Raw genomic sequence first — 14,084 nt, forward strand, 5'->3', positions numbered from 1 at the left:
GTGGAGCTGACTGTTACTAATCGGTCGAGGGCTTGACCAAAGCAACTCGGAAAGTAATCTGTATGAAGTTTTGAAGGTATGTACCTTTAACAATGACGTTACCTGATTTCAGGCGAACGTCATTCTTTAACTTAATAATCCTCGATAGCTCAGTTGGTAGAGCACGCGGCTGTTAACCGCGCTGTCGTAGGTTCGAGTCCTACTCGGGGAGTTAATTGCTCGATAGCAGATTTTGCTATCGAGTTTTTTAATTTATAGGAAATTCCTTAAATCGTCAGAAATAATGTATAATGAACTGGAAATAAAAAATGACATGACAAAAAAGCGAATGGTAAATAGTGCAGTTTTCCGTTTTGTTCATTTTAGAAAACGTACGAAGGACAACATCGCGGACAGGATGGAATAAGCAATCTAAGAGAGATCTGTCTTTGAGAAAATAAGCACGAAGCTCTTCCGGGATAGTGAAAACACAATGACGGTGAACACAGGCAACAAGCTTACAGGGCAAATGAAAAATGGAAATTGTCATAGGTGTAAGAAATGGCGTTAAAAAGCAGCATTAGAAGTAACGTTAAGAAATAGCACTATAAGTATCACTGAAGAATAGCGTTAAAAAATAGCACAAAAAAACGCCCACAGATAACATCATGATATGATGAACTGATTTTGCTCATGATATCATGACATATCTGCGGGAGTTTTTTATGCTGCTCAGCATCCGTAAGAAGCTGCCGGTAGCAAGTTCTTATGGTGAATAACTCATAAAGAGTTTTTCATATAGTTACACTTCATTGCGTCTTCCTACGAAGATACTGATTACATAGAACAGTACCGCATAGATAAGGAAGCAAATGAGACAGCGGGTAATCATATTTGAAGCCATAAGGTCTGTTGCAGTCTCAACCATACAGTTATCCAGCCAGTAGTCGGCAAAATCAAAGGATTTCTTGTGGGTCAGGGTGTCTGCCAGTGAGATTATCATGGATAAAACCAGTGGACCGATGATACCGACTGCAATGGAACCGCCTGTTTTCTTAAATAGAACTGCAATCAGGAAGAAAAGGGAGGTATATGCAAAGTTACCAAGAAGCTGTAAAAGCAGGGTGATAACCAGATCTCCTGTGGTACCGGAAAGGCTTCCAACTTTCCAGAATGCAGTGCCGGCAAGGAATCCGGTAAGCCAGCAGACAATGGTATAAACCGTTGTGGCAGCTAAGGATACCATGTATTTTACCGCATAAATGCGGGTGCGGCTGTAGCCTCTTGCAATGATATTTTTTAAAGTGCCATTGGTGTAGTCGCTGCATACAAAGAGGGAAAGAAATACAGCCAGTATAATGGTAAAGTTGCTGGAAGAAACTGCACCAACCAGCATATATATGCCGGTATAAAGGAATCCATCGTCAGAAGCACTTACGGTTACGCCGCCAGCTTCCATATTTCCCTGTGATAAACTGTAAATCATATTTAATGTTACTGCGGTCAGAAGAATTAATCCGATTAACACACAGCCACAGATGTAAAAGCTCTTCTGACGGAATAATTTTCGAAATTCAAATCTAAATAATTGTCCCATATTAACCACCTATCCGTTTCATAAAGTATTGTTCAAGTCCTTCTGCATGCACCCAGAAACTATTTACCGCAACGTCCTGTTGAACCAGACGTTTGTTTAATTCAGCGGCTTCCTCAAGATGTGAGGAGAGAATCACCTGATTGCCGGCAATGCGAATCTGTTCTGCCGGAATAGTTTCTGCAAAAATAGCGGTTGTTTTCTGCACATCATCTACTGTAAAAATCAGTTTGTGCTGGCAGCGTTCATTTAATTCTGCAGCAGTAACTTCTTCAATCAGCATACCGTCGTTGATAATTCCATATCTGGTAACGATTTTGGACAGCTCATCTAATAAGTGGCTGGAAATGAGAATTGTAATATTTTTCTCATGATTCAGCTTTAAAATCAAATCACGGACTTCCTTCATTCCGGCAGGGTCAAGACCGTTTACCGGCTCATCTAAGACTAAGAACTCCGGATTGCCGAGAAGTGCAATGGCAATACCAAGACGCTGGCGCATTCCAAGGGAAAATTTGCCGGCTTTTTTATTACCGGTATCAGCAAGCCCAACCAGAGAAAGGATTTCCTTAATCTCTGCATCGGTGCCACCGTAAATTAAGGAAAACTGCTTTAAGTTTTCATAGGCGGTACAGTTTTTATAAAGTCCAGGTGCTTCGATTAAAGAACCGATTTTGCGTCTGGCTTTATCGAAAGGCTCGCCGTCGAATAATTTAATTTCTCCTTTGGAAGGGAAAGCAGTACCTAAAACAAGGCGCATAAAAGTTGTTTTTCCGGCACCGTTTTTTCCAATGAATCCGTAAATATCACCTTTGTGAATGGTCATATTTACATTATTTACAGCCATCTTCTTACCGAATTGCCGGGAAAGATTCGTTGTTTGCAATATTGTTTCCATAAACATATCTCCTTCTTTATTTGTATTACTACAATAATACACTAAGACAGTAATGTCAAGAAGAAAATTTTAAAAGATGGACAGAAGGGGAAAAGAAGTGTACCCTTAAAGAGAATAATTTTGAGACAAAATTTTGAGCAAAATTACTCCAGCAAAATTATGACGAATAATTCTTAAAAAACGCTTTACATCACCACTACTCTATGGTATACTAAAACACGTTCTGACGGTCGTTGGAACGTATCTGGCTCCGTGGTCAAGCGGTTAAGACATCGCCCTTTCACGGCGGTAACACGGGTTCGATTCCCGTCGGAGTCATTACACGAACGGAATATGAGGCATAAAAAATGTGCCACTGCATATACTGGAAGTGTTACAACAGAATATGGCGACATAGCCAAGTGGTAAGGCACGGGTCTGCAACACCCTTATCACCAGTTCGAATCTGGTTGTCGCCTCTTTCAAGAGAATCTTTTATAGATTCTCTTTTTTTACGCGAGTAGCGAGAAAAATCGCATGCTTGCATGCAGATTTGACGAGCACCGCGATAACTCGAGAAACTCGCAAAGCGTGTTTCTCGTAGTTGGCGAGCACCTTAAGAAACTTCAATACCATGCACCTGCAAAAATTCCTTCGCAATCTTCGAAAGGTGCCGGTCTTTGCTGATAATAAAAGCACTCATAATATAGAGGTTTTCATCGGAAATATATTTGATGCACATATCCTTAATTTCACGTATGTCCTCTTTCGTCAGGGAGACTAAGGCTACACTTCCAAAAGAGCGCGCCCATTCAATGGCAGTGGTTTTCGGAGAAGTAATCATGGAAACATTTGGCGAAAGAAGATAGTGTCCAAAAGAAGCATAAACAATATCCAGACAGTCAAAAGGAATTGCCAGCGGGTAGTTGGCAAGGTCCGGGACAGAAAGCTTTCCTTTGATTTTAGCAAGGGGATGGTCTTTTGGAAACAGCGCAACAATATCCTCTCTTTCATAGGGATAAAGTGTAAGCGCACCATGTCCGGGTGCGGCAGAGCGAATCAGCCCAATCTCCGTAATTCCATTTAAGACATTCGGAATAACAAATTCGCTTGGAATCTCATAAAAGTCATAATTTACTTTCGGGTGCTTTGCGATAAAGGCATCAAAAAATTTGTGCAGAAAATAAGGAGAGTTACCGGCTGGAATTGAAATCTTCAACAGTTCAGAGAAGCCGGCTTTCTGATTCAGCAATTCATTTCGTAAGCCCTCTTCCATCATGCAAATCTCTTTGGCACGTTTGTAAAAGATTCTTCCTGCATCCGTCAGCTCTAAAGAACGGTTTCCCCGGAGAAGAAGCTTCGCACCATAGGTTTTCTCAATATTTTTTAGCTGGTTACTCAAAGAAGGCTGTGCAATCAGAAGCTTATTGGCAGCTGCTACGATACTGCCGCAATCTACAATGGTTACAAAGTTACGGTAGGAGTCTAATGTCATAATAAAATACCTCTTTTGTTTTGTAGGAATCATTTGAAAATATAATTTATGTGGTTTGTAGGGGGGATTGTAAAAAATATAGGATTTCCAATATAGTTCCGGGTATGCAGGGAAGATTATTTTTGATATGAAATGCCGCAGTTCTAAAGCACATGTTTTTCTTTCTGTTATCAAAACAGTCTTTCCAATGTTTGACATGATAACTTCCCGGTTCGCCGAAGTACGGATGCATTTTAAGGGCTGTTAGGGGCACTTGAAATTTCGTCTGGCATCCGGCAACGCTGGCACAGGGAAGTGCCAGCGAGGCGCATATGAACATGGATGTGAATTTGCGCCGGTTGCCAGGCTTATTCAGTTATAGGTCGAAATTCTTAGTGCCCCTTGCAGACATTATTCAGCATCCGTACTCGGCGGACAGAGCAGTTATCCTCTTAAAGCAATGGAAAGACAGTTTATAATCAAGAAAAACATGTAACTAAGAACTGCAGACATTTCATATCAGATAAAATAATCTTCCTGCATAACCGGCTAATTATATTGAAGTAAATATTTTTACAATTCCCCTCTACACAATATAATAAAAATATTATAGAAACCAAGTAAAAATAGTATTTTTATTATAAAACAATTTCTATTATAATGCAAATGTATGTAAGCAAAGGTGCAATACGGGGACGTGTTGTACCTTTCGTGTTTTTCATAGTTACAATACATCCGAAGGGACAGAACATTCTCCGGCGGATATATAATGATGGATAAGAGGATATAGATAAAATGGAACATTATGATTTAGAAGTATGTGGTCTGAAACGTGAACTGCCTTTTGTGAAACTGTCAGATGGAACAGCGTATGCAAGTTTTGTGGTAATCAGTGATACAGAGCTGATTGAGAAAGCAGGTAAGGAACTGGCGGCATTTGCCAATGGAGCGGAAATTATCCTGACCATTGAAGCAAAGGGAATTGCCCTGGCGTACGAAATTTCAAAGCAGCTTCATATGAAGGAATTTGTGGTAGTCCGGAAAAGCGTGAAGTCCTATGTGAAATCATTTATCCAGGATGCGGTGCATTCCATTACAACAGAAGGAAATCAGGACATTTTTCTGGATGAAACGGATGCAGAGAAGTTAAAGGGAAAGAAAGTTGCAATTGTGGATGATGTGATTTCAAAAGGAGAATCCCTGGCTGCGGCAGAACGTCTGGTGCAGAAAGCCGGAGGCGAGGTTTGCAGCAGGCTTGCAATTCTGGCAGAGGGAAAAGCGGCAGAGCGGACAGATATCACATTTTTACAGAAACTACCATTGTTTCAGAAAGGAAAAGAATCCTATGAGCCTGTTGATTAAACATGCAGCAATTGCAGATGTATTGGAAAATGAGATAAAAACTGGCGATATTTATATCAAAGATGGTCGTTTTGAGAAAATTGCAGAGCATATTGATGCCAGTGAAATAGAAGAAAAGGAGCATCTTACGGTAATCAATGGGGAAGGGCTTACTGCCCTGCCGGGATTAATTGACGCCCATACCCATGTGGAGCTTAGCATGTTAAGCAGTGCATCTTTTGCAGAGGCACTGATACAAAACGGAACCACAGCAGCAGTCTTAGACCCTCATGATGCAGTAAATGTCTTAGGACATAAAGGTGCAAAATATCTGATGGAAGAGATGAAGGAGACAGATCTTACACCGGTCTGGATGGCATCTCCCTGTGTTCCGTCAGCACCGGGATATGAAGACTGTTATGGACAGGTGATGCTTTCCGATGTCAAAGTGATGGTGGAAGAATATGGCATGTATGGAATTGCAGAAGCCATGGATTATAACCGGGTCATTGCAAAGGAAGCTTCTTTAAAAGAAATCTTAGATTATGGAAAAGAAAAAGGTTTAAAAATAGACGGACATGCGCCGGGTGTATTGGGAGCTGACTTAGATACCTATATTGCAGCAGGCGTAAGCTCCGACCATGAGAGTGTAACGGTGGAGGAAATGTTAGAAAAATTCAGGAAAGGAATGTATGTCATTATCCGCCGTGGCTCCTTAAAAGAGCCTGCAAGTGCAAAAGAATTCTTAGATAAAGCAGGAGACAGCGACCATATTTTACTTTCTACCGATGGCTGTATTACAGCAAAAGATATGGCAGAGCATGGACATATGAACTATGCACTGGCGCAGATTGTGGAAGAAGGTGTGGAGCCGCTTCAGGCAATCAAGCTTGCTACGGTTTATCCGGCAGCAGCCTATGGCTTAAAGGACAGAGGTGTCATTGCAGAAGGATATCGTGCAGACATGATACTTGTGAAGAATTTAACAGACTTTAAGGTGCAGGATGTTATTGTAAACGGAGAAATTGCAAAGGCTTCTTATCTGCGAATGGATTATCCGAAAGAAGTGATCCATTCCATAAAGCGGGATGATTTAAAAGAAGGAGAACTTACGATTCCATTGCCGGAAGGCTGCATAGATGGCAAAGTAAAAGTCAATATTGTAAAAATCGTGGACGGAACCTTAGAGACAATTCACGAAGAGAGAAAGCTTCCGGTAAAGAACGGTGCACTCATTTTAGAGGATGACTTAATGTATTGTGCAGTAGTAGACCGTTACCGGAAAGATGGTTCCATCGGAATCGGCATCATCAGCCAGGCAGGAGCACTGCAGGGAGCATTTGCCGGTTCGGTAGGACAGGATACCCAGAATCTGATTGCATTTGGAACTTCTCTTTCGGATATGACGCTGGCATTTAATCAGGTGATTGCAAAACAGGGTGGTCTTTCTTATGTAAGGGATGGAGAAGAGAAACAATTTGTGGGACTTCCGGTACTTGGCATATTAAGCCAGAAGCCAATGGAGGCATTTGTAGAGGAAACAGATAGACTTTTAGCTGATTTATGGAAACACGGCTGTATCCTTAAGAATCCAATCCTCACCATGAGTCTTCAGATTTCCCTTGCCGTCATTCCGGAGATGGCAATTACCAACCGGGGATTATTGGATATTATAAATAATCGATTTATTCCAGTCTGTGAACTGGTTTAGATAAAACAAAAGAAAGGACGTTTATTATGGAAAAGTTTTTCAAACTGAAAGAAAATGGTACCAGCGTAAAAATCGAGTTTATTGCAGGTATCACAACATTTGTTACCATGGCTTACATCATCATGGTAAATCCGGCAATGCTTGCCACACCTTTTGAAGGAACCGATATGTATGATAAGGTATTCAACGGCGTATTTTTTGCCACCTGTCTGTCTGCATTTTTAGGAACCTTCTTAATGGGAGTTCTTGCCAGATTGCCGTTTGCCCAGGCACCTGGTATGGGAATGAACGCATTTTTTACTTACACCGTAATGCTTGGCATGGGTTATTCCTATGAAGCATCACTGGCAATGGTATTCATTTCCGGTGCATTATTTATCCTGATTACCTTATGTTCCTTCCGGGAAAAAATTGTAATGGCAATTCCAAAAAATATAAAAGTTGCCATATCAGTGGGTATCGGATTGTTCCTTGCATTTATCGGCTTCCAGGATGCTGGTCTTATTGTAGGAAATGAAAGTACCATGGTATCGTTGGTGGATTTTTCTACTTTTTCTGAAAATCCGGTGGCTTGCTGGGGTGCAATTTTAGCCTTCTTTGGAATCGTGCTTACCACCGTTCTTTATAAGAAAAAAGTAACCGGTTCTATTTTAATCAGTATTTTTGTAGTAACTATTCTTGGAATTTTCACCGGAAATACTGTATTTGATGGCTTCCAGATTAACTTTGGTGCCCAGGTAAAAGATTTTGCAGATGTTTCTTTATTCGCATGTTTCCGCGGTTTCCGGGAATTATTTATGGGAAGCTCGGTAGGACAGGCAATTTTAACTTTGATCATGCTGATTATCACTTTCTCCATGGTTGACATGTTTGATACCATCGGAACCTTAATCGGAACTGCAAAATCAGCAAATATGTTAGATGAAGATGGAAATATTCCAAATGCAAAGAAGAGCCTTCTCTGTGATGCAATTGCAACGGTTGGCGGTTCTATATTTGGTACTTCCACCGTTACCACTTATGGTGAATGTATCTCCGGAATCAGCGTGGGAGGAAGAACCGGACTGACTTCTGTATTTACAGCAATCATGTTCTTAGCAGCAATCATCTTTGCTCCGTTTGTAAGCATCATCCCATCCTGTGCAACAGCACCGGCATTAATCTTCGTAGGTGGTCTTTTGTTAAGTGCTATCAAAGATATGGAATTTGATGATGTATCCGAAGCAATTCCGGCATATCTTGCATTAATCATGATGCCGCTTACCTACTCCATCGCAAACGGAATTGCCGTTGGATTGATTGCTTATACATTAATTAAAATCTTTACCGGAAAGTTCAAGGAGTTAAATATTATCACAGTAGTATTATCCGCACTCTTTGTTATCCGTTATCTGATGATTTCCTTATAATCTTTTGAAGAACTGCATAAGAAAAGCGCAGGGCAATGAATGCTCTGCGCTTAAATTTTTTCGCTATGTAATAATTCTACTGTGGCTGATTTGGATTCTGCTGTTCTGGCTGCTGATACTGCTGCTGACCATTGAACTGCTGTGGCTGACCGTTGAACTGCTGCTGTCCGTTGAACTGCTGTGACTGACCGTTGAACTGCTGCTGTCCGTTGAACTGCTGCTGTCCATAATAAGCCTGCTGTGCCTGATTTACCTTTGGAGCTACAATGCCGTAAGCCCAGTTTGCAAGTCCGTTTAATCCAGGAACGTTTGCTTCGTTTCCTTTGGCTGTGTTTACAAGAGCCATGATACAGAAAATCAGAACTACAAGGCTTACAATACCATCGATGACAGAAATTGCTGTTCCCCATACAGAACCCATAAGAGGTATCTGGTATAAGAAATCGAAAATGTTTAAAATACCATTTACGATATCTGCAAAGATACATAAGAAAAATGCCTGAATTACCTGACGGGAAGCCCATTCATTTTTCTCCACGATGAGAACGAAACCAGTCAGTAATGCAAGAACAGTGCTGTATCCTAAGAATGCAAGGATAAATGCGGCTACTGCATAAAATGATAATCTGATTCCTAACTTACCTTTTTCCATTATATTTGTTCCTCCTAAAAATGGTTTAATATTTTATAACATTATAAGTATACTGTTCTTATGTAAAAAAAGCAAATAAATTTGCATGGAATTGTGTAAAAAGCAGGTAGAAATCTGTAAATTCTCTCTTGACGGATTTGTGCTGCTTTGGTAAACTATATGAGTGTGAATTGACACAATTAAATATGTGGCGTCTTAGCCAAGTGGTAAGGCACGGGTCTGCAACACCCTTATCGCCGGTTCAAATCCGGCAGACGCCTTTTTAAAGAGAACCGATGAGGTTCTCTTTTTTTAATAGTAGTTGCAATATGAAAGTATGCAGAAATGAAATTCCGGAAAAGCCTATTATAATAAAAGCTGCTAACACATATCCGGTTATTTTTGGTAACAATATGGGAATAGAAACTGGTAGTGCATTTATGCAAATACATAAAAAAGTAGCTGGAAGATATTTAAAAGTCAATATAACTGCATTTTTTACGGTATGTTTTAAAGTAGTTCTGTATTGATCCGGAAGAAAAAATGCATAAATAAGAAATCCCTGCAATAACAACAAAATAAGAAATTGTATACAGAGAGTGAGAGACCTGAAAAAGGTTTCTGGCATAAAAGGTAAAATGTATAAGTTAATCAGACAAAATATAAATAAAATCATTACAGGTAGCCAAAGAAGAATATTCTGCTTTAAATTTTTTCTCCAAAAGAAAAAATAAGTTCTTGCAATATAGGATTCTGTATTTTGTGAAAGTTTTAAATTTGTTTGATAAAGGGCGTAAAAGGATACCCCGATTGTAATGATAGGAAGGGATGTAATAATGAATAAAAAATTTAAAGCAATTAAACTGGTAAATTTGTTGATAAATCGAAAAAATTTACCATCAAGTGAAAAGAAGTTTTCCATAGTATAATATCCTTTCAAAATTAATTCTATATTGTGGAATCCCGGATAATAAGTTTTGTTTCATATTCCATATATGAATGAGGAGAGTTTGGGTATTGTATCCGCTCTAACATCTGGCGGGCTGCAGCAATACCAAGGTATTTTTTTGGAGTCTGTATTGTAGTGAGAGAAGGCGTAATCCTTTCAGAAGCAGGAATACCATCAAATCCTACTACACTTACATCTTTTGGAATCTGATAACCCAAAAATTGAAGAGCATATATTAATTGGATTGCTGTACGGTCATTCCCGCAAATAAATACATCCGGGACAGAAGCCATCTTTTGTAATTTTTTAACGACTATTTGAAAGTCCTGAAATTCATCAGAAGTTTCTGTTAATAAGCAATGTTTCCGGTCTAGTTCCAGGTGATTATCAGAAAGACATTCTTGTAATGCATCAAAACGTTCCTGAAAACCTCGTCCTACATTTGCGGAATAAATATCTCCAACAAAGGCAAAACGCTCGGCACCCTTGGAAATTAAATGATTTACAATCCGGTGAATATTTCTTTTGTTTTCCATAGTAACAATATCTATCATATCTAAAGCAGGATTATAATCCTTTGGTAAATCAACAGTAATAATTGGAAGATTATATTGTAACAATGCATTGCAGATAGCCCCATCACAAATTTCCACAAGAATAATACCTTTAATGGAAGGATCTTTTAATGCAGTAGGAAAATCCATTTTTTTCAAATCACTTTCAGACATGATTCCAATTACAAGATGATAATGTGCATTAGATAAGATGGATTCAATACCTGTTAAAACCGCAGTCCAGAATTCAGAGTCTGGTGCATAGGTTTTGGTAAGAAACAGGATAGAACCATTATTCACATTAGATGGAGAAGTAACATCTCCCGATTCGGAAAAAAGTTCTTTGTTTATGTTATTGTAATTCAGTTCTCTGGCTTTATTTAAAACCCGCTGCTTTGTTTTCGAAGAAACTTCATTACTGTTTTTTAAAGCTTTAGCAACAGTATTTCTGGATAAGTTTAATTCTTCGGCTAATTGTTTAATCGTGCATTTCATACTTCCACCTCCAGATTTATTGTAACACTTTATTAAGAATAAAGGAAGAAGAAAATGTGCGAAAAATAAAAATGCATGAAATGCACAAAATAACAATGAAAAGATGTATAACATGTATAAAACAACAGTTTTTATTATGTAAAAAAAATAGAAAATGATAAAATTGAGAAAGGTATGTTGAAAATAAATAGTGCATATGCTAAAATTTGAGCATAAAAAGAACGAGAAAAAACATGCAAATAGTGCAAAGAGAGGTGCATATGAAAAAATTATTGTACAGACCAAAAGATGCATGGGTTGGAGATTTAATACCGTATTATGAAAATGGAACTTTTTATGGTTATTATCTGCATGATCCAAGAATCAGAGACAAAGAGTATGCAGAAGAAACTACCTGGCATCTTGTAACAACAAAAGACTTTGTAAATGTGGAATACAAAGGGGAAGCAATCAAGAGAGGAGGAGATGACAAGCCAAATAAGAATGCTTACACTGGTTCCGTAATAAAAGACAAAGAAAATCTTTATCATGCATTTTTTACTGCGTATAATGAAGATATAAAAATTAATGGAAAAAGTGTACAGTCTGTAATGCAGGCAGTAGGAACAGATTTAGAACATCTTAATACAGTAGAAGAATTTTTGTTTGTTTCTGATGGAAAGCAATATGAAGAATTTGACTGGCGGGATCCATTTGTATACTGGAACGAAGAAGATGAATGTTATGACATGCTTCTGGCTTCAAGAATTAAAGGAGGAGGTGAATTAAGGGGAGGCTGTATTGCATTGTGTAAGTCAAAGGATTTGAAACAATGGACCTATGAAAAACCGTTTTATGCCCCTGGCATGTATATCACCATGGAATGTCCTGAAATTTTCAAGATGGGAAATTACTGGTATCTGGTTTTCTCCACTTTTTCGGATCAATTTACTACACATTATAGAATTTCAAAAAGTCCAAATGGACCATGGGAAATTCCGGAAGATGATGTCTTTGACACCAGATCAGATTATGCAATCAAAACCGCATCAGATGGACAGCGAAGATTTGCATTTGGATGGATTGCAAGCAAATATGGAAATAAAGATTTTGGACCATGGGAATGGGGTGGAACAATGGTGTTCCATGAATTGATTCAGAATCCGGAAGATGGAACATTAAAAGTCCGTGTTATTCCAGGTGTGAAAGAGTTCTATGATGAAGTACAGGATATGAAACCAGCAGCAGGCTATAATAGCCGGATAACAAAGACAGAAAAAGGAATTCATGTAATAAGTGATACCTTAGGCTCCGGTGTCTATGAAATTCCGGAAGATTGCTTTTCAATTGAAATGGATGTCTGTGTGAAGCGGGGACATGAATTCGGAATAGCGTTACATGTTGATTCTGAAATGGAAAAGGGTTATTTTTTAAGAATGAATCAACGGAAAAAGGAAGTAGCATGGGATATGTGGCCACGTTCAGAAAAGGGCATCTATCAGTGGCAGATAAAAGGTGATGTACCATACCAGATAGAAACATCCAGAAGGCTTCCGGATGCAGATGAATATCATTTACTGATAATAAGAGAAGATGATATCTGTATTGTGTATATTAATGATGAAATTGTATTATCTACCAGAATGTATGATCACAAAGGTGGCTATGCCGGTGTTTATGTGGTACAGGGAGAAGTAGAATTAAACAATTTTGTGATAAAAACAAGAAAAGAGAGGGATTAAAATGAAAAAGAGAATGATGAGTATTTTATTGTTAGCAACAATGGTAACAGGGTTGATTGCAGGCTGTGGTTCTACAAAAAAAGAAGCAAAAAATGATGATGATGATGTGGTAACTGTTACGTGGATGACATCAAGACCTGTGGATGGTGAAATAGATCAGGTAATGCATGAAATTGCAGATCAGTACAGTAAAGAAAAAGGCGGAAAGTGGAAAATTGAATTTGAAACAACAGCGGACAGACCTTCCTATTTACAGAAATTAAAGACATTAATTGCCGGAGGCAATATGCCGGATATAATTGATATTGATGCCGATCCATATTGTCAGGAGCTGGTAGATGCAGGAATGTTAGTAGATGTAAAACAATTTTTAAAAGATAATGACAGATATGATGATTTCTATCCGATTGCATTAAAATATCAGGAATTTACAGATGGTTCCATGTATACTTTACCATTAGAATATCATGTGGAAATGACATGGTATAACAAAGAAATTTTTGAACAGTATAATCTGACACCACCAACTACCATGGATGAGTGGCTGAATGTATGTAAAACCTTAAAAGATAATGGAATTACACCGATTTCGGTAGATGGTGTTGACAGATGGCCGGTACAGAGATACTTAGCAATGCTTCCATTTAGAGAAACCGGAAATGATTTTATCATTAATTTAAGAGATGGAAAAGAGAAAATGGACAGTGAAACCGGAAGAGAAGCAGCAGAATTTATGAAAGAAATGGGTCAGTATTTTAATGATGGATTTGCTGCAACAGACTATGCAACAGCACAATCAATGTTTTTAGATGGAAAATCTGCAATGTATTATATTGGTGACTGGGAAATCGGCGCTATGCAGGATGCATATGAGCAGGGTAAAATTGATTATTTTTATCTTCCTACTATTGAAGGTGCAAAAACACAGCCAAATGAATTTTGTATAAATTCTGGAATTGGTATGGCATTTAATGCAGAAACATTTGATGAAAAAACAAAAGATTTTATCTTATATGTAATTGATAATTATGGTAAATTATATGCTGGAAAACAGCAGATGTCTCCAATTAAAACCGATTTACCGGATGATGTTGAATACTCAGATCTTTATCTGAAAATTCAGGAAGATATGCAGTCTACAGGTGAAAACTTCCTGAAGCCTTGGGATACATACCTTGATTCCAATACCAATACCGTTATGCAGGATAATTTATTATTGCTGGCATCCGGTGATTTATCAGTAGACGATTTTTGTAAACTGGTAGATGATTCTATTGCAGAATATACAAAATAAGTAAATGACATATCGAGATATGTATTATCATGATTGGTAATACATATCTCGTAAC

Annotated in this window: 11 protein-coding genes, 4 tRNA genes and 1 pseudogene; 9 read left to right on the forward strand and 7 right to left on the reverse strand. The window is 38.4% G+C overall.

Annotated elements, in window-relative coordinates:
* Positions 1-138: 138 nt before the first annotated feature.
* Positions 139-211, forward strand: a tRNA-Asn gene (locus DV740_RS09495).
* A 126-nt stretch (positions 212-337) separates the two neighbouring features.
* Here DV740_RS09495 and DV740_RS15425 read toward each other — a convergent pair.
* From DV740_RS15425 to DV740_RS09510, 3 genes and pseudogenes are all read right to left on the reverse strand, one after another.
* A pseudogene (locus DV740_RS15425) lies at positions 338-499 on the reverse strand (IS91 family transposase); the annotation flags it as partial.
* A 282-nt stretch (positions 500-781) separates the two neighbouring features.
* Entirely contained in the window at positions 782-1,576 is a 795-nt protein-coding gene (locus tag DV740_RS09505) for an ABC transporter permease (protein ID WP_118057809.1), read from the reverse strand.
* 1 nt (position 1,577) lies between these two features.
* Complete coding sequence (locus DV740_RS09510; protein ID WP_118057810.1) at positions 1,578-2,471, reverse strand: ABC transporter ATP-binding protein; 894 nt, start codon at positions 2,469-2,471, stop codon at positions 1,578-1,580.
* Between the two features lie 246 nt (positions 2,472-2,717).
* On the opposite strand from DV740_RS09510, the gene DV740_RS09515 reads away from it, so the two are divergent.
* Positions 2,718-2,789 (forward strand) — tRNA-Glu (locus DV740_RS09515).
* Positions 2,790-2,858: 69 nt separating this feature from the next.
* Positions 2,859-2,929, forward strand: a tRNA-Cys gene (locus DV740_RS09520).
* A gap of 137 nt (positions 2,930-3,066) precedes the next feature.
* On the opposite strand, the gene DV740_RS09525 is transcribed toward DV740_RS09520, so the two are convergent.
* The gene (locus tag DV740_RS09525; RefSeq protein ID WP_117842179.1) at positions 3,067-3,945 is read right to left on the reverse strand and encodes a LysR family transcriptional regulator; all 879 of its coding nucleotides are present in this window, start codon (positions 3,943-3,945) and stop codon (positions 3,067-3,069) included.
* 774 nt (positions 3,946-4,719) lie between these two features.
* Between DV740_RS09525 and DV740_RS09530 the strand changes: the two genes are divergently transcribed.
* The 3 genes from DV740_RS09530 to DV740_RS09540 are packed head-to-tail and all read left to right on the forward strand — an operon-like array spanning position 4,720 to position 8,385.
* Entirely contained in the window at positions 4,720-5,286 is a 567-nt protein-coding gene (locus DV740_RS09530) for a phosphoribosyltransferase family protein (protein WP_022242521.1), read from the forward strand.
* On the forward strand, positions 5,270-6,976 hold the full coding sequence (locus DV740_RS09535; protein WP_118057811.1) for an adenine deaminase C-terminal domain-containing protein: 1,707 nt from the start codon (positions 5,270-5,272) through the stop codon (positions 6,974-6,976). Before DV740_RS09530 ends, DV740_RS09535 begins: the two co-directional genes overlap by 17 nt.
* A 26-nt stretch (positions 6,977-7,002) precedes the next feature.
* A complete protein-coding gene (locus tag DV740_RS09540) occupies positions 7,003-8,385 on the forward strand; it encodes an NCS2 family permease (RefSeq protein WP_117699227.1) in 1,383 nt (460 codons plus the stop codon).
* A gap of 76 nt (positions 8,386-8,461) precedes the next feature.
* Here the strand turns inward: DV740_RS09540 and DV740_RS09545 are convergent, their stop codons facing one another.
* A complete protein-coding gene (locus DV740_RS09545) occupies positions 8,462-9,037 on the reverse strand; it encodes a hypothetical protein (RefSeq protein ID WP_117699226.1) in 576 nt (191 codons plus the stop codon).
* Positions 9,038-9,226: 189 nt separating this feature from the next.
* On the opposite strand from DV740_RS09545, the gene DV740_RS09550 reads away from it, so the two are divergent.
* Positions 9,227-9,297: transfer RNA gene (locus tag DV740_RS09550), tRNA-Cys, on the forward strand.
* Between the two features lie 2 nt (positions 9,298-9,299).
* Here the strand turns inward: DV740_RS09550 and DV740_RS15430 are convergent.
* Complete coding sequence (locus DV740_RS15430; RefSeq protein WP_118057731.1) at positions 9,300-9,938, reverse strand: YesL family protein; 639 nt, start codon at positions 9,936-9,938, stop codon at positions 9,300-9,302.
* 26 nt (positions 9,939-9,964) lie between these two features.
* The gene (locus tag DV740_RS09560; protein WP_242994285.1) at positions 9,965-11,128 is read right to left on the reverse strand and encodes a LacI family DNA-binding transcriptional regulator; all 1,164 of its coding nucleotides are present in this window, start codon (positions 11,126-11,128) and stop codon (positions 9,965-9,967) included.
* A 146-nt stretch (positions 11,129-11,274) separates the two neighbouring features.
* On the opposite strand from DV740_RS09560, the gene DV740_RS09565 reads away from it, so the two are divergent.
* Together DV740_RS09565 and DV740_RS09570 are read left to right on the forward strand one after the other, a co-directional pair.
* A complete protein-coding gene (locus DV740_RS09565) occupies positions 11,275-12,735 on the forward strand; it encodes a glycoside hydrolase family 32 protein (protein WP_118057733.1) in 1,461 nt (486 codons plus the stop codon).
* A gap of 1 nt (position 12,736) precedes the next feature.
* Positions 12,737-14,029, forward strand: a complete 1,293-nt coding sequence (locus DV740_RS09570) for an ABC transporter substrate-binding protein (protein WP_117699248.1) — start codon at positions 12,737-12,739, stop codon at positions 14,027-14,029.
* The last annotated feature ends 55 nt before the right edge of the window (positions 14,030-14,084 follow it).

This window comes from Roseburia sp. AF02-12, from assembly GCF_003461765.1.
Lineage (GTDB): Bacteria > Bacillota > Clostridia > Lachnospirales > Lachnospiraceae > Roseburia_C > Roseburia_C amylophila.

Coding starts and splice junctions, on each gene's coding strand:
- DV740_RS09505 (WP_118057809.1), bottom strand. CDS start 1,576: ATGGGACAATTATTTAGATTTGAATTTCGAAAATTATTCCGTCAGAAG.
- DV740_RS09510 (WP_118057810.1), bottom strand. CDS start 2,471: ATGGAAACAATATTGCAAACAACGAATCTTTCCCGGCAATTCGGTAAG.
- DV740_RS09525 (WP_117842179.1), bottom strand. CDS start 3,945: ATGACATTAGACTCCTACCGTAACTTTGTAACCATTGTAGATTGCGGC.
- DV740_RS09530 (WP_022242521.1), top strand. CDS start 4,720: ATGGAACATTATGATTTAGAAGTATGTGGTCTGAAACGTGAACTGCCT.
- DV740_RS09535 (WP_118057811.1), top strand. CDS start 5,270: ATGAGCCTGTTGATTAAACATGCAGCAATTGCAGATGTATTGGAAAAT.
- DV740_RS09540 (WP_117699227.1), top strand. CDS start 7,003: ATGGAAAAGTTTTTCAAACTGAAAGAAAATGGTACCAGCGTAAAAATC.
- DV740_RS09545 (WP_117699226.1), bottom strand. CDS start 9,037: ATGGAAAAAGGTAAGTTAGGAATCAGATTATCATTTTATGCAGTAGCC.
- DV740_RS15430 (WP_118057731.1), bottom strand. CDS start 9,938: ATGGAAAACTTCTTTTCACTTGATGGTAAATTTTTTCGATTTATCAAC.
- DV740_RS09560 (WP_242994285.1), bottom strand. CDS start 11,128: ATGTTATACATCTTTTCATTGTTATTTTGTGCATTTCATGCATTTTTA.
- DV740_RS09565 (WP_118057733.1), top strand. CDS start 11,275: ATGAAAAAATTATTGTACAGACCAAAAGATGCATGGGTTGGAGATTTA.
- DV740_RS09570 (WP_117699248.1), top strand. CDS start 12,737: ATGAAAAAGAGAATGATGAGTATTTTATTGTTAGCAACAATGGTAACA.